This window comes from Cohnella rhizosphaerae (assembly GCF_029525575.1).
In the GTDB taxonomy this organism is placed as follows: Bacteria; Bacillota; Bacilli; order Paenibacillales; family Paenibacillaceae; genus Cohnella; species Cohnella rhizosphaerae.
This window is the reverse complement of record NZ_JAPDIA010000003.1, coordinates 1,769,723-1,787,925: the sequence shown is the minus strand read 5'-3', so window position 1 is coordinate 1,787,925 and position 18,203 is coordinate 1,769,723. Positions and strand designations below refer to the sequence as shown.

At 60.5% G+C, this 18,203-nt stretch carries 14 protein-coding genes and 3 pseudogenes; 1 reads left to right on the top strand and 16 read right to left on the bottom strand.

Annotated elements, in window-relative coordinates; all coding sequences use genetic code 11:
- Positions 1-25: 25 nt before the first annotated feature.
- The 5 genes from OMP40_RS13625 to OMP40_RS13605 form a co-directional block, all read right to left on the bottom strand.
- On the bottom strand, positions 26-1,651 hold the full coding sequence (locus OMP40_RS13625) for a response regulator transcription factor (RefSeq protein WP_277532004.1): 1,626 nt from the start codon (positions 1,649-1,651) through the stop codon (positions 26-28).
- A gap of 95 nt (positions 1,652-1,746) precedes the next feature.
- Complete coding sequence (locus OMP40_RS13620) at positions 1,747-2,184, bottom strand: sensor histidine kinase (RefSeq protein WP_277532002.1); 438 nt, start codon at positions 2,182-2,184, stop codon at positions 1,747-1,749.
- Positions 2,185-2,197: 13 nt separating this feature from the next.
- Positions 2,198-3,184, bottom strand: a complete 987-nt coding sequence (locus OMP40_RS13615; protein ID WP_277532001.1) for a sensor histidine kinase — start codon at positions 3,182-3,184, stop codon at positions 2,198-2,200.
- Entirely contained in the window at positions 3,073-3,603 is a 531-nt protein-coding gene (locus tag OMP40_RS13610) for a hypothetical protein (protein ID WP_277531999.1), read from the bottom strand. The genes OMP40_RS13615 and OMP40_RS13610 overlap by 112 nt, the downstream gene beginning before the upstream one ends.
- Before the next feature lie 237 nt (positions 3,604-3,840).
- Positions 3,841-4,182, bottom strand: a complete 342-nt coding sequence (locus OMP40_RS13605) for a YerC/YecD family TrpR-related protein (protein ID WP_217593155.1) — start codon at positions 4,180-4,182, stop codon at positions 3,841-3,843.
- 288 nt (positions 4,183-4,470) lie between these two features.
- Between OMP40_RS13605 and OMP40_RS13600 the strand changes: the two genes are divergently transcribed.
- Entirely contained in the window at positions 4,471-5,037 is a 567-nt protein-coding gene (locus tag OMP40_RS13600; protein ID WP_277531995.1) for an aminotransferase, read from the top strand.
- Between the two features lie 865 nt (positions 5,038-5,902).
- Here the strand turns inward: OMP40_RS13600 and OMP40_RS13595 are convergent.
- The 11 genes and pseudogenes from OMP40_RS13595 to OMP40_RS13550 all read right to left on the bottom strand — a co-directional run bounded on the left by OMP40_RS13595 (position 5,903) and on the right by OMP40_RS13550 (position 18,127).
- The gene (locus OMP40_RS13595) at positions 5,903-6,589 is read right to left on the bottom strand and encodes a DUF1861 family protein (protein WP_277531993.1); all 687 of its coding nucleotides are present in this window, start codon (positions 6,587-6,589) and stop codon (positions 5,903-5,905) included.
- A complete protein-coding gene (locus OMP40_RS13590; RefSeq protein WP_277531991.1) occupies positions 6,586-6,855 on the bottom strand; it encodes a DUF1861 family protein in 270 nt (89 codons plus the stop codon). Before OMP40_RS13590 ends, OMP40_RS13595 begins: the two co-directional genes overlap by 4 nt.
- Before the next feature lie 101 nt (positions 6,856-6,956).
- Positions 6,957-7,952, bottom strand: coding sequence for an inorganic phosphate transporter (locus OMP40_RS13585; protein ID WP_277531989.1), 996 nt, complete (start codon positions 7,950-7,952; stop codon positions 6,957-6,959).
- A 29-nt stretch (positions 7,953-7,981) separates the two neighbouring features.
- Positions 7,982-8,596 carry a DUF47 domain-containing protein gene (locus OMP40_RS13580; protein WP_277531988.1) on the bottom strand — a complete coding sequence of 205 codons (615 nt, stop codon included), beginning with the start codon at positions 8,594-8,596 and terminating at the stop codon, positions 7,982-7,984.
- A 520-nt stretch (positions 8,597-9,116) separates the two neighbouring features.
- Positions 9,117-10,180, bottom strand: a pseudogene (locus tag OMP40_RS13575) (LLM class flavin-dependent oxidoreductase).
- A 554-nt stretch (positions 10,181-10,734) separates the two neighbouring features.
- Complete coding sequence (locus OMP40_RS13570) at positions 10,735-11,910, bottom strand: fibronectin type III domain-containing protein (RefSeq protein ID WP_277531987.1); 1,176 nt, start codon at positions 11,908-11,910, stop codon at positions 10,735-10,737.
- A complete protein-coding gene (locus tag OMP40_RS13565) occupies positions 11,870-12,688 on the bottom strand; it encodes a fibronectin type III domain-containing protein (RefSeq protein ID WP_277531986.1) in 819 nt (272 codons plus the stop codon). Before OMP40_RS13565 ends, OMP40_RS13570 begins: the two co-directional genes overlap by 41 nt.
- A gap of 156 nt (positions 12,689-12,844) precedes the next feature.
- Positions 12,845-13,108, bottom strand: a pseudogene (locus tag OMP40_RS41705) (hypothetical protein); the annotation flags it as partial.
- Positions 13,109-13,196: 88 nt separating this feature from the next.
- Positions 13,197-14,510: pseudogene (locus OMP40_RS41700) on the bottom strand (glycoside hydrolase family 9 protein); the annotation flags it as partial.
- Positions 14,511-15,319: 809 nt separating this feature from the next.
- Positions 15,320-16,543, bottom strand: coding sequence for a M20 metallopeptidase family protein (locus tag OMP40_RS13555; RefSeq protein ID WP_277531981.1), 1,224 nt, complete (start codon positions 16,541-16,543; stop codon positions 15,320-15,322).
- A gap of 771 nt (positions 16,544-17,314) precedes the next feature.
- A complete protein-coding gene (locus OMP40_RS13550; protein WP_277531977.1) occupies positions 17,315-18,127 on the bottom strand; it encodes an acyltransferase family protein in 813 nt (270 codons plus the stop codon).
- Between the last annotated feature and the right edge of the window lie 76 nt (positions 18,128-18,203).

The following is an 18,203-nucleotide window of genomic DNA, read 5'->3' as shown; positions in this document are numbered from 1 at the left end:
CCTAATTTTTCCTCATTCATCAAAATTATAAGGTTTGATGCTTCTTCCGGTAATCCTGCGGCGTCAAACCCGTCACCTTCTTGAACAGCTTGGCGAAGTACGAAAAGTGCATATATCCGAGTCCTTCGGCGATGTTGCTGATCTTGTCGTTCGTCTCGGTGAGCATTCGCTTGGCGCGTTCGATCTTCGCCTGGGCGATGTAGTCGGTGAGGGACATGCCCGTCTCCTTGCGGAAAAGGCGCGAGAGGTATGCCGGATTGCGGTAGACGGCTTTCGCGATGTCGTCGCGGCCGAGCTCCTCATTCAGGTGCTCCTGAATGAAGCTCTGGATCTTGGCGATGACGGCGGACGCGTCCCGCTGCCGGTCCATGAGCGCCGCGTGCGCCTTGGCGAGCAACCGCAGCGCCCATGCGGACATGCCGTCCGGCGTCCGCAGCGCAAGGCCTTCGCTCAGCTCCTGCTGCGAGAACAGGTCACCGGCCGGCACGCTCCGGCGAATCGCGCACTGATAGAGCAGGTGGACGAAGCCGTAATAGAACAACTCCAGGCTCTCGCGTCCCGCCCCCTCCGCCTTCATCCGCCGCAGCGCGGACGAGATCGCCGTTTCCAGCTCGTCCACGCTGCCGCCATCCAGCAGGATACCCCATTCCATGAACGGCGGCAGCGCCTGCGCCCCGCCCGAGCCCCCGCCTGCTCCGCCAAGCGCGTCCGCGCCGTTCGCCGCGTCGACGACCGACTCCGGCTGCGTGACGTTCGCCCGTTCGAGCCGGGCGAGCCGCTCCAGCTCTCCGGGCAATGCTTGCGGCGCAGCCGGCTCGCCGACATAGCAGGACACCGCGCAGTGAAAATATTCGCGGCACGCGCGAATATAATCCCGACAGCGCGCCAACAGCGCGCCGCGCTTCCTGTCGCCGCCTGCGCCGTAGAGCAGCACGAGGCTCTGCTGGGCGCGATCCTGCAGCGCCGCGCCAGCCCCTTCGGGGCCGACGATGATCTCCGCCGCGGCCTTGCGAAGCGCATACTCCATGATGCGCTCGTCGCGTCCGTCGAGCGTCATGTCCCACCGCTCGACGCTGAGCAGCACCGGCGTCACCGCATCGCCGGCGGCGAGCGGGATATCGTACGTCGCGTACTCCCGCGCCAGGCGCTCCGGCGAAGCCGGCAGTCCGCCCGCCAGCGCTTCCTGCCAGAAACGCTCCACCAAGATGGGGAGCTGGTTCGTCCACTGGCGGCGGTACGTCTCCAGCTTCTCCTCGAAAGCCAGCTGCGCTCTGCGGTCCTCGATCTCCGCCACGGCCCGCCGCACGATCTCCTTCAGCGCGTCGTGGTCCACGGGCTTGAGCACGTATTCGAAGCAGCCGTGCCGCATCGCCTCCTGCGCGTACTCGAACCGCGCGTGCCCGGTCAAGAAGATCGTCAGCGTCGACGGCCGCGCTTCCTTGATATGCCGGAGCAGCTCCATGCCGCTCGCGCCGGGCATCTCGATGTCCGAGATAACCAGGTCGACCTGATTATTCTCCAGCTGCCGGAGCGCCTCGGGCACGCTATCGGCCTCCAGAATGCGCGAGATCGGCAGATCGTCCCATTCGATGCCCTGCGTGATCCCTTTGAGCGCATAAATCTCGTCGTCGACGACCAGCATCGTCACCATCGCGCTTCCTCCTTCGATTATCGATCTCCGCAATTTCCCCGGCTCCGTTATCCGCCCGGCCGCCGTCGGTTCGCTATGCGCCCATTCGCCTTTCTCTAATCCGCCTTGCCGTCCTCGCCTTCGCTCCGCGCTAGCCCGCTCGCTCCGCGTCGCCGCCTTCCTCGCTCGGGCCCGCCCCGATCGCAGCCTCCGCACCCTGGCGCGGGCAGCCGAATCGTGACGACCGCGCCGCCCTCCGGCGCATTCGCGAACGCGATACCCCGCTCGTCTCCGTAAAGCATTCGGTAACGCCTTAAGATGTTCCAGATCCCCAGATGCTCTTCGCCCGTTCCCTCTGCATACGTACCGGCCGCCAGATCGGCGAGCATATCTTCGGGGAACCCGATGCCGTTGTCCCGGATCCGCAGCAGCAGATGCGCCCCGGGGACCGCTGCATCCGCCTCGGTCTCGATCTCGATGCGAAACATCGTCCCGTCCGGCACCTTTTTGCCGAAGCCGTGAATGACCGAATTTTCCACGAAGGGCTGCACCATGAGCGGCGACAGCTCACAGCCAAGATGCTCCGGCCGCGCGCGCATGTCGAAGTCGAGCTTGCCCGCGTAGCGGATTTTTTTGAATTTCCAGATAGTGCCCGATATGCCGCAGCTCGTCTTCCAGTCGCACCGTTTGCCGGTGGCTCTGCATCAGGAACCTGAAATAGTCGGCCAGATGCAGCGACAGCTTCTGCACCGACTTGTAGTCCTTGAGCGCGGCCAGGTTGTAGACGATATTCAGGCTGTTCATGTAAAAATGCGGGTTGATCTGCACCTGCAAATGTTTGTACTCCGCTTTCTGCACGCGAAGCTGCTCCTCGTATACGTCGATCTTGAGCTTCTCGATCTGCTCGGCCATGTTGTTGAACGTGCCCGACATGAACGCGAACTCGCTGCTCTGGTCGGTCGGCAGGCGGATGTCGAAGCGTCCGAGCCCGAGCTTGCGCATGCCGCGGATGAGGTCCACCAACGGCTTGAACATGATGCGCTGCAGGAAAAGGAGATAGATCATGAGCAGCAGCGCGACCAGGAGCGGAATCCAATAATAAAGCACCTTTTGGAAAAACGGGAGGTTCTGCAAAATATAGTCCTCGCGCATGACGATCGCATAGACGGCGTCCACCTGGCCGGAGGCTTGAGACAGGACGAGATACGATTTCCCGCCATGCTTCAGTACGCCGTAATGGCCGGCGCGCGCGACGATCGTCCGACGGAAAACGTTATCGTTCATGAGCGCGGAATCGCTGTTCGCGAGCAATTCGCCCTCCTTGTTCAGCAGAAACGCGCCGCCGTCAGGTCCGACGTCGAAGCCTTCGAGCACGCGCAGCAGGCTGCGGTCCCGCACGAGAACGCCGGCGTAGATGTCCAGTCCGAGGTCGTACGTCCACATCAAGTACCGCGAATCCGGATCGTCTCCGATGACGATCGGCGTCCATTCGCCGGCGTCCGGCTGCAGGCGGCCCGTTCCTCGCAAGTAATTGCGCGACCAGCCGAGCAGCACTTCCCTTTTTCGGAATACGTGCTGTTGTCCTGGGTGACGTAGTAAAGATCGTCCGCCTTGCGGTCGAAAAGAAACAGCGTGTCCATCATGCCGTAATAGATGCCGCTCGAGTCGCGCACGAACTGGTTCAGCAGCCGGATCTTCGCGAGCGTAAAGTCGCTGTCCGCTGCGGTCAGCGCCTGAATGATCGGCACGTCGGGATTGCCCTCCAGCCGGTTGAGGTAGACCATATATTCGTGGAGAATGTTGTCGTTTTCGGCGATGTTGGTCTGGAGCAGGTTGTCGTAGTGGGCCGAGATCTGCTGACGGACGACCTTCATCGCGTAAAGGTTGTTGTAGATCAGAAAGACGACCATGGGAGCGATTACAATAAAGAAGCCGAAAACGATCTTGAAACGTACGGAGTGCCAGATTCGCATGGACTTCTCTCCCCGGACTGACGCGTATGATATTAGCATAACTGCCGCCCGGCAGTCCGGCAATGCCAAATATGTAAAAGATGGGGAATCCGTACCAACGCCCCGCCAGCTCCTGAAAATAATGAAAGGGCTGTCCGTCAGCCGCCCTCGGCGCTGTGCGAACACCCCTGCTTTCATTCGATCGGTAATCCTATACGTGCTCCGCGAACGTCCCTGTCGGGGAGCTCCCCGGACGAGCTAGACTTGCTCAATCTCCGTCTGCTGCTCCGCTTCGTCGGTTGCCTTGCCGAAGCGGCCCAGACGGTCCAACGTCAACTTGTAGCCGTCGTTGCCGTAGTTCAGACACCGCTTCACGCGAGAGATCGTCGCCGTGCTGGCGCCCGTCTCCGCTTCGATCTGATTGTACGTCTGACCCTTGCCGAGCATCCGCGCGACCTCGAGTCGCTGGGACAGCGACTGAATCTCGTTGACCGTGCACAGATCGTCGAAGAAAACGTAGCACTCCTCCACCGACTTCAGTGTCAGAATGGCTTCGAACAATTGGTCGATCGACTTGTCATTCAGCTTCTTCAGCTGCATTCGGGCACACCTCAGTTTCTAACGAGTAGCTCCGTCATAGGAACGGAACATGAATAGCAGTTCACTCTATTGTACTGCGTTTGGTTAAGTTGTTCAACCGGCAACGTATTCGCGCTTTACAGAGCTAAAATCGGGCGAACGCCGCAAATTTAAGCTTCTGGGCGGGCATTCGTCCATTCGGCGCCGGGCCATCGCACATATGTTGTATCATCGGACGCCGCCATAGGTTGATCCTGCCCCGCGGCATGGGCGGGCGCGGCGATTCAGAGCAGAGAAGGAAGTGATGGCATGAACCGCATACCGTCTTCGTACAATCGCAACTGGACCGGGGGTTCCGGCGGGTTCCCCGTGCAAGGCGGCGGAGCCGGCCTCGACTCCTTCGGCGGGCTCGGCGGTCTTGGCACGGGCGCTGCCGGCGGCGGCTTTCCGGGAATCGGCGGCGCGCCGGTCTCCGGACCGCCGGCGCTGTTCGGGGCCGCCCCCATCCAGGCCGCGGCGCAGGCGGCCGCGCCGGCCGCGAAGGGCGGCGGGCTCAGCTCCCTGCTGAGCGCAACTAACCTGGAGAGCGTCAAGGGCTTCATCGACAAAATGGGCGGCATCGAAGGCTTGATCAGCAATATCGGCAAGATCCAGAAGATCATGTCGTCGGTCCAGCAGATCGCGCCGCTCATCAAGATTTTTACGTCCAAAGGCAAAAAATCCGACGAAGCCGACGACGAATATGCCCCGCGCCCGCGGCGGCGCAGACGCAGACGCTCTTCGCGCCGCCGCTCCGGCGGCAAGCCGCAGGCGGCGCACGAGCGGCGGCGCCAGACGGCGCACGGGCAGCGGGCGGCGTTGAGGCGAGCGGCGTAGACATAGACGCGCGTAGCGCCGCCGCTGCGGCAGACGCATGCGGCCCACGACCGACGGCACCAGACGGCGCACGGGCGGCGGGCGGCGTTGAGGCGGGCGGCGGCGTAGCGACGCGCGAAGCGCCGCCGCGACGGCGGCAGGCGCATGCGGCCGCATGGGCAGCGGGCGGCGTTGGAGGCGGGGAGCCTTGAGAGACAACATGACTGCGTGGCGCCTGCCCCTCCCTTCCGCTGCCGGCTGCAAGTCTGCGTTGATGGACTGAGGCGCCGCTATTTCCGTTTTTCTTGTCCTCCTCGTTCGTTTAAGGACCCTGCCGCCGCTATTCCCCACTCCCAAGCCGATTTTCCGCCTTTGAACGCCGAATAAAGGCTGCCGGGGCCGCTTCACCTACGAACGGACGGCGTTTGGCCGAAATAGCGCCCTCTGAGTCCGCCATTCGAGCAGAATCCGCCTGCCACTATCGTACCGCCCCGTAACGCGCCCACACCTCACGCTCAACCCGCGAACCGCACAATTTCTGTGCGGTTCGCAGCCCTGCACGCCAGTTACTCCACGAACCCCACTTCGGCGCGCGCCCACACCTCACGCTCAACTCGCGAACCGCACAATTTCTGTGCGGTTCGCAGCCCTGCTCGCCAGTTACTCCACGAACCACACTTCGACGCGCGCCCACACCTCACGCTCAACCCGCGAACCGCACAATTTCTGTGCGGCCAGCAGCCATGCTCGCCAGTTACTCCACGAACCACACTTCGACGCGCGCCCACACCTCACGCTCAACCCGCGAACCGCACAATTTCTGTGCGGCCAGCAGCTATCTTCAACGACAAAGACCGCTCCATCCGGAGCGGTCCCTGTCTCTATCCTATTGCGCCTCGTACTCGACGAACGGGTCCTCGATGACGATCCGCGCGGCTTCGGCGTCGCTGACGCCGGTGTACAGCGTCGCGGTGCCGTCGCCGTTGCGGCGCAGACCGCCGCTGAACAGCACGTCCTCAAGGTCGGGCCGCTTGGCCGGACCTTCCGGGAACAAGCTGCGCGTGGCGATCAGCTTGAGCGGCGTGTGCGCGCGAGTCGCGGGGTCCAGCGCGAATACCATCGGATAATAATGGCGAATGTTGCCGTAATCCATCCAGGCGACATGCCCGAGCACGCCTAGCTTGCCGTTGTTCAGCAAATGGATCTCGTTGGCGCCGCCCCACTCGACCTTCAGGAACTGGCCCTTCAGCACCCCGGCGTTCGCCATCAGCTCCTCGGTCAGCTCGTCGAGGTCCGAGATCTCGGCGTAACCGATCATCGCCCGCGCGTCGCCCACCGGCATGGGTCGCGTGAAGACGCCGATCTTGCCGTTCTGCTGGTCGATGAGGCGCACGTCCTTCATCGTTAGCGGTCCTTGCGCGAACTCCCGCAGCTCGCGAACGCGATAGCCCCGGTAGAACACCGTGCGCCAGGTCGTCACATAGTGAGGGTCGTCCGGATCGAAGAACACCTGAACCCCGCCGAGCACGAGCTCGCCGCGGACAAAGGTAAAAAAAGGGGTCCTGCAATTCAAAGACGGGCGCCCCGTCGCGCGGCGTCCACTTCCCGTTTTTCTCCACAAAAAAACATGATGGACGAGCGCTCGCTCGCGCGGTCCTCGACGCGGCCGGCAATGACCCATTCCCCTTCGTCGAGGAACGGCGCGGTCACGTTGTACACGTCGCGTCTGCCGACTCCGGCAAAATAAAGCTTTTCGCCCCTGGCGTCCGTACCTTTAAGGCGGAACTCCTTGAGCAGTTCGACGCATGATTTGGCTTGCTGTGCGGATGCTTGGATCATAGGCGTGAATTCCTCCAGACTCCGTCCCGTGGAGAACACCATGTTTCTCTATATTGTAATGTGGTAACGGCTGCATTGGCGCGTGCATCGGTGCCCATTTTTTATTGAAACAGGCTCAATACCGCGTAGATGGCCGCCGCGATCAGGGCCGAGATCGGGATCGTGATGATCCACGTCATGATGATCCGGCCGGCCATGTCCCAGCGAACGCTCGAGAAGCGCTTGGCCGCGCCGACCCCGAGGATCGAGGAAGTAATCGCATGCGTCGTGCTCACGGGCAGATGGGTAAGCGTCGCTGTGAAAATGACCGCCGCGGAGCTCGCGTCCGCCGAGAAACCGTTGATCGGCTCGATCTTGAAAATCTTCGTGCCCATCGTCTTGATGATCTTCCAGCCGCCGACCGACGTGCCGAGCGCCATCGCGAGCGCTGCGGAGATCTTGACCCAGAGCGGCACCTCGAGATGATCCTGCCAGCCTGCGGACACAAGCGCCAGCGTAATGATGCCCATCGCCTTCTGCGCATCGTTCGTGCCGTGGGTGAACGACTGCAGCGCCGCGGTCAGAATCTGCCCGGTCCGGAACACCTTGTTCACGTGATGCGGGCTCGTCCTCGCGAAAAGATGCTTCAGCAAGAACATAATTATATACCCCAAAACGAACGCAATGATTGGCGAAAGAAGCAATCCGATGACGATCGTCGAAAATCCGCCGGCATTGATGCCGTCCCAGCCTTCGGATGTGACCGCCGCGCCGGCCAGCGCGCCGATCAGCGCATGCGAGGAGGACGACGGAATGCCCTTCCACCAGGTGATCAAATTCCAGATGATCGCCGCGATCAGCGTCGCGATGACGACCGTCAGCCCATGCTCCAGCTTGAACGGGTCCGTCACCTTGCCCCCGATCGTCTTGGCGACCCCGGTGAACGCCAACGCGCCGATCAGGTTCATGACCGCAGCGAGCAGGATGGCCACGCGAGGCTTGAGCGCCCGGGTCGATACCGAGGTGGCTATGGCGTTCGCCGTGTCGTGAAAGCCGTTGATGAAGTCGAACCCCAGCGCCAGGATGACGATGATGACGACTAAAATGGTGATATCCATGCGATGTATTCAGTCCTGTCCCGGGCGCATCAAGAATTGCGCATAATAATGGATTGCAGCGTGTTGGCGACGTCCTCGCAGGAATCCGTCGTCTGCTCGAGCCGCTCGTAGATCTCCTTGAGCTTGATCAGCTCGATCGGATCCTTGACGTTCAGGAACAGCGTCTTCACGCTCTCGCGCAGCAGGTCGTCGCCTTCGTTCTCCAGCTCGTTCAGCTTCACGCAGTGCGTCTGGATCGCGAGCAGCTTCTTCTGGCCGAGCAGGTAGATCGCCGACTTGATCTCGACGGCCGATCGGTTCAGGCAGTCCGCGAATTTGCGAATGTTGCCGTCGGGCTTTTTCACATGATACATATCGAAACGGGAGGCGACGGCCTCGATGCCGTCCAGCACGTCGTCCAGCAGCTTGGTCAGCTCCAAAATGTCCTCGCGCTCGATCGGGGTGATAAACGTCTTGTTCAGCTCGGTGATGATCAGGTGCGCGAACTGATCGCCGCGGTGCTCGTACTCCTTCATTTCTTTGGAAAACGCGCTAGGGTCGGGAATATCGCTGCCCACCGCGGCCAGAAACCGCTCGGTCGTCTCCATGATCAGATCGGCCATATCCTCGAGCGTTTTAAAAAAAATGTCTTTTTTCCGGAACAAGTTTAAGCCCCTTCTTTCACCAATGGATGCCTTAATTTTACATGATTCGACATGCTTTTACACAGCGAATACACAAATTTCCTAACATATTTTATCACAGCGGACAAGCATGGTATAGGGCCTGGCAAAGCAAGGATTACGATTAGTTTAGCCCTGCGCCGATCTTCTAATCCGCGGACGTCTCTTTGGGGCGCGCTGGCCGCTCCCTCCCGGGAAATTCGGGCAAGCAGCACGGATAATTGCCACGGATAATTGCCTGTACAGCTCGCGGCCGGGCTACTGTTCTTACACCATTTTAAAGACGCCAGCTGAAAATTCATTGAAAATTCGCCGAAAAAAAATTCGCTCGCTCTTCCCGTCGGCGCCGCGCTCCTGCTGCGTTCCAACTGCCGGGTCGCTTCGCGCTTCCCGGCAGCTTTCTTCGCGCGCAAAAGCCGCAGCGATCGCGATTGCGCAAATCGTTGCGGCCAAGTCCGTACATCGGTTCTGGATTTGTCGAATGAAGCAGTGATCCAAAAGCTTAAACTGGCAGCAGCGTCGGCGGCCGGTCGTTCCACACCGAACTCGGAATCTCCCTTCGAAGTACCGGCATGACATCGGCCGCGAAACGCTCTATCTGCTCGCGCTGCTCGGACTCGGTCAGCCCGTCGACGCTGATCGCCAGCACCTGGTTGCCGAAGCCTGCGTAGTAGCGCAGCACCTTCTCGATCACGCTGTCCGCGCTGCCGACCAGCGTCGACCCGCGCTCGATCGTATCCTCCAGTCCCGTGAACGGCGATTGATTATGCTGCGAAGAAGCCGTCGCATTAAAAGCGTCGTAATAAGGCCGAAACCGCCGGATCGCCTCCTCCTTCGTATCGGCCAGATAAAGCTGGCCTGCTCCCGCGCCGACGAGCGCTTCCTTCGGATCGTGGCCGTAAAACGCCCATCGCTCGCGGTAATGGTCGATCAGCGCCTGGTATTTGTCCATCGGATGAAACGTGTTCGACGAAAAAAATCGGCTCTCCGTACTTCGCCGCCAGCTCCGTCGACAGCGGGCTCGAAGCGCTGCCGTGCCAGACCGGAATCCGCTTTTGAAAAGGCCTCGGATAAGTCGTCACGCCGCTGAGGGGCGTACGGTACTTGCCCTCCCAGGTCACCTTTTCCTCCGTCCAAAGCCGCTTCAGCAGCGCGTACCGCTCCGCGAGCGATTCCCACTGCTCCTCCTCGCGAATGCCGAACAGCGGATAATGGCGGGGATCGTTCCCCTTGCCGATAATAAGCTCGAGCCGTCCCCCCGGAGAGATGATCGAGCGTGGCATAATCCTCGGCGACGCGCACCGGATCGAGCACGCTGAGCACCGTCACCGTCGTCAGCAGCCGGATGCGCGACGTACGCGCGGCGACGGCGGTCAGCACGACGGCCGGCGACGAGGACAGAAAAGGCTCGCCGTGCCGCTCGCCGACGCCATAGGCGTCAAAGCCCAATTCCTCGGCCAGTCGGGCTTGCTTCAGCACGTTTTGAAATTTCTCCTGGTCGGTCAGCGTCTCCCCGGTCACCGCGTTCGGTATGTTCATCAGCAGGCTGAATAAGGCAAATTTCATGACGGACCTCCTCGGGATTGGGCCCTCATACAGCCCCTCATACTATTCCAGGTATTTTAATCAGAATTACAGATGCAACTACTATACGCCTGTCGCGACGCAGCGTCTAATAGAGTTTTTGAATGCATCGATCATCATCTCGCACGGCGCCTGGCCCTTCGTCTCCGATGCGATCGCGCTCGCCATTTTCTACCCCAACGTCTACCTGTCCCCGGACCTGTACCTCGGCTTCCCGGGGGAGCAAGCCGTACGTAGAGGCCGCCAATTTTCAGCTGGGAGACCGGATTCTGTTCGGAACCTGCTATCCCAACGTTCCATACGATTTTGCCTTGTCCCATTTCCGGAATCAGGAATGGAAGGAAGGCGTGCTCGAGCGGATTTTGTATCGAAACGGCGCCGAACTGCTCGGATTACCTTATTAATTCGATGATGCGAGAAGAGAAAAGCCGCCGCAGGATCGCTCCCGCGGCGGCTTTTTCGCGCATGTCGCACCAATTTCTCTGCTTCGTTCCAGCTTCGGATTCGCCCGATCGCCCGGACGCCTCTCCGAACCGTTACGATCCGACGTACACCTTCAGCCAGCCGTCGCCGATGCCCGACTCGTCGAGCCATTTGCCGCCGCTGTACTTGCCGTACTTCAGGCTGGCGCTCACCTCGGACGTGCTCCACTCGTAGTTGGCGTAGTCCGAGTTTTTGGATTGACCGAGCACGATCGCGTACGTCGTACCGCTCGCAAGACCGCTGTACGCCAGCGGTACGCTCACGACGGCGAAGTCTTCGCCGATCGCGGACGCTTTGACGGTCGCGGTCGCGAGCGCGCTGCCCGTCGGCTTGCTGTCCTTAGTCGCGTACAGGCTGACGGTGAGGTCCGTCGGCCCGTTGTACTTTTTAACTTTGACCTCGACCTTCGTCAGCTTCTTGTTGGCGTTGGCCGCGAACGTCTGATAGCGCTTGACCTGGTCGCTCGTCTCGCCGAACGTGAAGCCGTCCGTGCCGTTATGCGAAATATCGATGACGGACGCGGAGGACTGCCCCGGCGTCGTCGCGGTGACCAATGCGGTCCAACCGCTCGTGCCCGCGGCGTTGACCGCACGCACGCGGTACTTGTGCGTCGAGCCGGCCGCCAGGCCGCTATGCGTGTAAGACGCGCCCGTCGTCGACACATATGTCGCCGAACCGTCGATCTCGATCTGATAACCGGTCGCGCCCGTTACGGCCGTCCAGCCGAGCGAGATCGACGCGCTGCTCGACGCCGTCGCGGTCAGACCCGTCGGCACGGCCGGCGGCTGCGGCTGATTCTGGCTCGTCGTCGCGGTAGCGAGGGCGCTCCAGCCGCTCGGGCCCGCAGCATTGACCGCGCGCACGCGGTACTTGTGCGTCGAGCCCGCCGCCAGGCCGCTATGCGTGTAAGACGCGCCCGTCGTCGACACATATGTCGACGAACCGTCGATCTCGATCTGATAGCCGGTCGCGCCCGTTACGGCCGTCCAGCCGAGCGTGATCGACGCACTGCCGGCCGATGCGGCGCTCAAGCCTGCCGGCACTGCCGGCGGCTGCGGCTGCGGATCGGCGCTCTGCGCGACGTACAGCTTCGTCCAGCCGTCCCCGATGTTCGACTCGTCTACATATTCCGAACCCGTAAACTTGCCGAAGTCATAGTCGCCGCTCACGTCCGCTCCGGCGAGCCATTCATAGATGCCGTCGTTGCCCGACCCGCTCTGTCCGAGCACGATCGCGTACTTTTTTACCGCTCTGCAGGCCGTTGTACTTCAGCGCCGCCGGCAATACCTTATAGTCCTCGTTCGCAGCGCTCGCCGCGATCGTCGCGGTCGCCAGCGGATTGCCCGTCGGCTTGCCTTCGCTCGTGGCGTACAGCGATGCCGTTACATTGCCCGCGTTGCCGAACTTGCGAAGCATGACCTCGATACCCGTCAGCGCCGGATAGGAATCGGCGACAAACGTCTGGTAGCGCCTCACCTGATCGGAAGATTGACCGAACGTGTAGCCGTCCGTACCGGCATGCGAGAGGTCGATGACGCTCGTCGGCGGCGCGACCGGCGTCTTCGCCGTTACCGGCGCGCTCCATTCGCTCGTGCCGCCGCTGTTGGAAGCGCGCACTCTGTACGTATGCGTGGAGAGTGCCGCCAGTCCTTTATGCGCGTAGGTCGTTTGCATGGCCGCACTCACGATCGTACCGTCGACCTCGAGCTCGTATTTGGTCGCCCGCTCGGTCTCGCCCCAGCCGACTGCGATCGCGAACGCGCTCGTCGGCTCGGCCTTGAGGCCGGACGGGGCGGCCGGAGGCAGCGGCGGAACATCCGTCTTGCCGGTCGCCAAGGCGCTCCAATCGCTTGTACCCAGCGAATTCCTGGCTCTGACGCGATAGGCATGCTCGGTACCCGATTGCAGGCCCTCATGCGTGAAGGAAAGCGCCGGCCCGTTATCCCGTACCGTGCCGTCCACTTCGATATCGTAGCCCGTCGCGCCCGGCGCGCGGCTCCAGCTCACCTGCATGGCCGTCGTGCCCGCGGCTGCCGCGGAGACGGCAGCGGGCGCTGCCGGCGGTTCGGTCGGCGCGGCAGGCGCGCTTACGAATTTGGCCAGCAGCTTGATATACCCCGATTGATAATAAATGCCGTTCTCGGTAATCTCCCAGGAATTGTCCATGTGGCCCGGCCATTCCATGACGATACCGTTCCAGTCCTTGTACATCTTCTGCGCAGGCTGACCTTGCGGCGGCGACTGGTTGCCCGAATATTGCTCGCTCGGTCCGCCCGGCACGAATCCCGGAGGCGCGCTGTCCCACGGCGAGCCGTCGGCGAACCAGCTGTGGTAGATTTCCTTGATCGAGTTTTCCGCGCCGTATGCGCCCATGTTCGTCAGGTACGTATAGGCTTGCGGATTGACGCCATGGAAGTAATGAAGCACGTTTTGCGCCTTTTTTATTGAAGTTGTCCCGCTTCTGCGAATTGATATCGTACTGGACGAAATCGTAGGAAGAAGCGCCGGCGCGCGCCCTAACCTGCAAGCTTCCCCAGTGGTACGAGAAGTCCGGCACGTAGGAGCGGTACAGATCCTCGTTGTCTACGAACGCCTGCGTGAAGTCGTGCAGATCGCGGCGCTCCAGAATGTGCGCTTTGACGGCCGGATCGGCGTTCGGCAGCGTCGTGTAGAACATGACGCCGTCCGCCTGCTCGCCGTAATACAGGCCCCAATAGGCGTCGGACATCGGCCAGGTCGTCGTATAGTTGTTTTTAAAATACGTATGGTAGGTCTGGTCGCCCGTCAGCGCAAACAGATACGCGGCCGCGACCGTCGCCACCTGCGCCTGCTGCGCGAGCGCCATGTCGGCGTCGCCGGCCTCGATCTCGCCGTGGTCGGCGTTGGCCGTCTTCGGATTGTTCTGGTACCAGCTCCACGCCTTGATTGCGCGAGCCTTCAGATCGTCGGCATAGCCGCGCAGCGTCGGGAACTGGCCTAGCGTGACCGCCGCATGCGCGAAGTTGAGCGCAGTGACGACCGTCGACGCCGACGTCTTGGGCAGATAGTAGCGGCGAACGGTAATTTTGCTCGGCGGATTGCTGAATTCGCCGATTTTTCCGGACGAGGGCACGCCCACCTTCATAAGTACGCCGCCGTCGCTCTCCTGCATCTTTTTCAGCCAATCCAGCTCCCACTTCACCTCGTCGATGACGTCGGGAATACCGTTGCCGGATTCAGGAATGTTGTAGTCGTCGGTGAAAATGTCGGGCTTCTGCTCGTACGCCGTCAGCAGCTCGTTGATCGGCTGCGCCGTGTAAGTCACGTACTTGTTGAAGTCGCCCGCATCCATCCAGCCGCCCGACAGATCGCGTTCGGTGGCGGCATTGTTGCGGTCGAGCACGCTGCGCGCCTGCGTATCCTGGTAGGGTCCCACGAACGCCTCATCGTCCGCAAAATCCGCGCCGGCATGCTGCGCCAGGTGAGGCGTGCCGATCCGCTGATAGTAATACGTCTTGATCGCCGCCTTGAGCACGTCCTTGTAGACGTCGGGCGAGATCGTGAAGTCATAGGATTTGAAATTGTTCGCGGGATCGTAAATATAATAATCTCCGACAGCCGTGACTTCGGAAAAGTCGAACCACCAGCCGCGGTCGCCCGACTTCTCCTGCGTTTTGCCGCCGTTCCATACCTTAGGCGCGCCGCTGAACGCGACCGAATCGTCGGACGTCCGGCGCACCTCCAGCGTGCCTCCCGGCGTGTAAGCGTCCGCGGCATTGTAGCCGACCTGCGGATCGACGAGCACCGCTGTCTTGTCCCCGTCCGGCAAGTAGCCGAACTGGTCGATCATGATATATTTTTGCACGGTGGCCCCGGGCACGGCGGCGTCGGCCTTCGCCCCTGGCGCCGGCCAACTGCCCGCGAACAGGCATAAACATGACAAAGTCAGCAAAATGCTTTTTGGATTACGTGCGCGTATCTTCATCGGATCTCCTCCATACATGCTTGTCTCACTAAAATCTTGATAATAGCGTTGGCACGCTGTTCCCTCTTGCAGCCGATTCATACTTGCTCGTCGACCTATCCCGCCGCTTATCCGCTTGGAAGGTCGGTCGGCATCCCCTCCTCCTCCTTCACCTGGCCCATAGCACCGCCATTTCCCGTCTGCATGGCATACCTGATTTTTCCTTTTGAACGATATCCCCTTCGATCAGGAATGGCCTCAGCCCCGGCAATTCCCTGCCTTGATTGCATCATTCTAGCTCGTCGCTCTGTCATTCAGACAGTTACGCAGGTCATCGGAATCGTCATCGATTTCCAGGATCCGACAAGCCTTCCGCTTCAATTCGCCGGGAAAAGACACTTGCATGGCGGTATGTTCGCTGATGAAGCTACGTCTAACTGGCTGCCTTCCTGTCTGTCAGCTTGCCTGTGCGAAGGGGATATCGTTCAAACGACGGAGAATAAGCACGTTCCTGTGCGAAGGGGATATCGTTCAAACGACGGAGAATAGCGCGTTCCTGTGCGAGGGGGGATACCGTTCAAACGGCGAAAAAGCGTACGTTCCTGTGCGAAGGGCTATTCGGCAAAATAAAAAAAGCCGCCGCCGGGTATCCTCAGCATCGGCTTCACTCTTTTTGCCTGCAAGACTTGCTTATCTTATTCAAAGCCTCGTTGCAAAAATGTAACGGCCACCCGCGCGTGCAGCTTGGCCCCGAGCGCGATCGCGCGTTCGTCCAGATCGAACGACGGATGATGGAGCGGATGGACGATGCCCCGCGCCTCGTCGCGCACGCCGATGAGCAGCATGGCGCCGGGCGCCTTGTCGAGATAGTAGGCGAAGTCTTCTCCCGCCAGGCTCGGCTGGTCGAGCATGCGAACCTGCTCCGCGCCGAACACGTCGGCGCCCGCCCGCTCGGCAAGCTCGACTGCGGCGGCGTCGTTGATCAGCGCCTTGCCCATGCGGAAGCTAGGATCGACGGTGCCGCCGAAGCGATCTGCGCAGGCGGCTGCGCAGCGCTCGAGCACGAAGCGGATTCGCCGCACAGTCGCATCGTTGAAGGCACGGTAGGTGCCGAGCACCTCCGCCGTGTCCGCGATGACGTTGCCCGCGGTGCCCGCCTGGAGCTTGCCGAAGGCAAAGGACACCGGCTCGAGCGGGTCGGACGCGACCGCGACGGCGCTATTCGCCTCCACGGCGAAGTGGGCGGCCATGAGCAGCGCGTCCGCGGCGAGATGCGGAGCCCCGTGATGGCCGGAGCGTCCGCGGAACGTGAAGCGGAAATGCGAGGATGCCGCCATCGCCTCTCGCCGGTGAATCGCCAAGCCGCCCGTTTCCAGTCCCGGCCAGACATGCAGCGCGAAGGCCCCGTCGATCCCGTCCGCCGCCCCGCTCTCGACAAGATCGCGTCCGCCGCTGCGCAGCTCGCCGTCGACCGGACTCGGCGCGGCGCCCTCCTCGGCGGGCTGGAAGACGAACCGCACCGTCCCCGACAGCCGTTCGCGCTCCCGGCTGAGACCGTAAGCGGCCGCCAGCAGCATCGCCGTATGCGCGTCATGGCCGCAGGCATGCATCGCTCCCTCGATCTCGGAACCGTATTCGCGGCCCTCGATCTCCCGGATCGGGAGCGCATCCATGTCCGCGCGCAGCAGCACCGTCCGTCCCGGCTTGCCGCCGCGCAGCACGCCCACCACGCCTTTGCCGAAATGGTCGCCGACGCCTTCCTGCACCTCCAACCCATACTCGCGCAGCAGATGCGCGACACGCGCGGCCGTCCTGCCGACGTCGAACAGCAGCTCGGGAAAACGGTGGAACTCCCGCCGGAGCGCGATCCACTCTGCCTCCCGTTCCTCGATCGCTCGGCAGACGGCGTCGACGTTCAAGCCTGGCCCTTCAGGAACAGCGGCGCCTAGGACTTGTTCCCAGCCCGTTTTCTCGGGGCTGCACGCTGCTGTCGGTGACGCTGGATTCGCCGATAAAACCATTTTTCCCACCCGCTTACTATGTTTTATATGGTCACGACTGTACCACCCCGGCGTCCCTGCGTCAATCTGAGGGCTTATCGGAATTTTCTATCGATTCGCGCTTCCTCTTATATCCAAGCAGCTCCCTCCGCTAAGCGTCTGTTCGAAGCACGATCGCCGCGCGACCGCCGGCTTTCGCCCAGCGCATGCGCTTTGCCGCTACCGCGAGCGGCAGCGCGGCTCCCCCCCGCGATAATGGCTCACGAATTCGTTTATCGTTTTGAGCATAAAAAAGGAGCCGCCCGTGTGAGCGACTCGAGTTCTTATTTTGCTGTCTCCAGTCCAGTATGCACAGGGCGAGATATTTCGCCGCTCTCTTTCGTGCGTTTTGCCGTCAACTTTTTTGCCGAACCTGATGGAGGGCAGCTCTATATAGCGATATGACAGCCAGGAAACGATGAACGTCGCCACAATGGCCAAAAAAGATTATCGCAAATGCCGGCAATTGTCCTTGCAGCAGGCGAATGCTTCCGATCAGAATGATGACGTGCCATAGGTACAGACTGTACGAGACATCCCCGAAGAATCGGATCACCTTCAACTCCAGGATAGCGGTCATCTTTTTTTGAGCCGAGAGCGATAACCAGGAAAATGACGATCCCGGCCGCCAACGCGTAATCCTGCGCCATTTCACCGAACGACTCCATTCCCAGCCTTGCGGTTACGCCGCGCATCTTGACTGCGTAGGTGTACAGGATCATCGAAAGCAGCAAAAAAAACATATTTTACGCTTTGGGGTAGCTTAACGTATAAACCTACAAGCTCTTTTCGATGTTTTGCAACCAAGCCACCGATGATAAAGAGCGCCGACAAGTGCAAGGAGAGCAGAAAACTGCTTTGAAAACCGTAGTAAGGCTCCCAGTGAAATAAAAGGTTCAGCGACGATACCGTTGAAAGGCCCAAACAAATGACGAGATTCACAGTCCACCGGAGTCGAACGATCAGCAGTGCGATTATCGGAAAGAAAAGCGAGATCCTCATTTCATGAACCAACGACCAGATCACAGGGTTGTAGCGATCCGAGTCGTAGTTCCCCACGAGCAGCAGATTCTCGAGAATCCCCTTTACTTCGAACGTGCCCGTCGCCAAATTTTTTATCCATTCCCCATATCCCTGAATCGGGTCCTTGGAATTAAAAGCCAGAATTGCAACAGTTATTGCGACGAGGTATGGGAAGTAGATCCTGATTATCCGTTTGATTGTAAAAGACGTATAAGGGACCGCAGACTTTAAAAATGGCAGCGACAGAACGAATCCGCTTAGTACAAAGAAAAGCAGCACTGCTCCGTGTCCGTTATCCAGGATTCTTAAGGGCGACTCCCGGGAGAGCTTTTCAACTGTCGGATTACTGGACAAAAGCAAGATATGAGTTAGGAACACTGAGAGCGCCGCTAAACCTCGAATGGAGTCGAGCTGGATTAATCGCTTATCGATAATTGCCACCCCAATATCATTTTAGATACATTTTGTATCTTTTCGGAGTAATCTGTCAATAGGATTATTAAGCCTGCTCGATCCC

What these genes read in the sequence shown, in the direction of transcription:
- OMP40_RS13625 (WP_277532004.1), bottom strand. Translation starts at nt 1,651, where the DNA reads ATGGTGACGATGCTGGTCGTCGACGACGAGATTTATGCGCTCAAAGGG.
- OMP40_RS13620 (WP_277532002.1), bottom strand. Translation starts at nt 2,184, where the DNA reads ATGGTGCAGCCCTTCGTGGAAAATTCGGTCATTCACGGCTTCGGCAAA.
- OMP40_RS13610 (WP_277531999.1), bottom strand. Translation starts at nt 3,603, where the DNA reads ATGCGAATCTGGCACTCCGTACGTTTCAAGATCGTTTTCGGCTTCTTT.
- OMP40_RS13605 (WP_217593155.1), bottom strand. Translation starts at nt 4,182, where the DNA reads ATGCAGCTGAAGAAGCTGAATGACAAGTCGATCGACCAATTGTTCGAA.
- OMP40_RS13600 (WP_277531995.1), top strand. Translation starts at nt 4,471, where the DNA reads ATGAACCGCATACCGTCTTCGTACAATCGCAACTGGACCGGGGGTTCC.
- OMP40_RS13590 (WP_277531991.1), bottom strand. Translation starts at nt 6,855, where the DNA reads ATGATCCAAGCATCCGCACAGCAAGCCAAATCATGCGTCGAACTGCTC.
- OMP40_RS13585 (WP_277531989.1), bottom strand. Translation starts at nt 7,952, where the DNA reads ATGGATATCACCATTTTAGTCGTCATCATCGTCATCCTGGCGCTGGGG.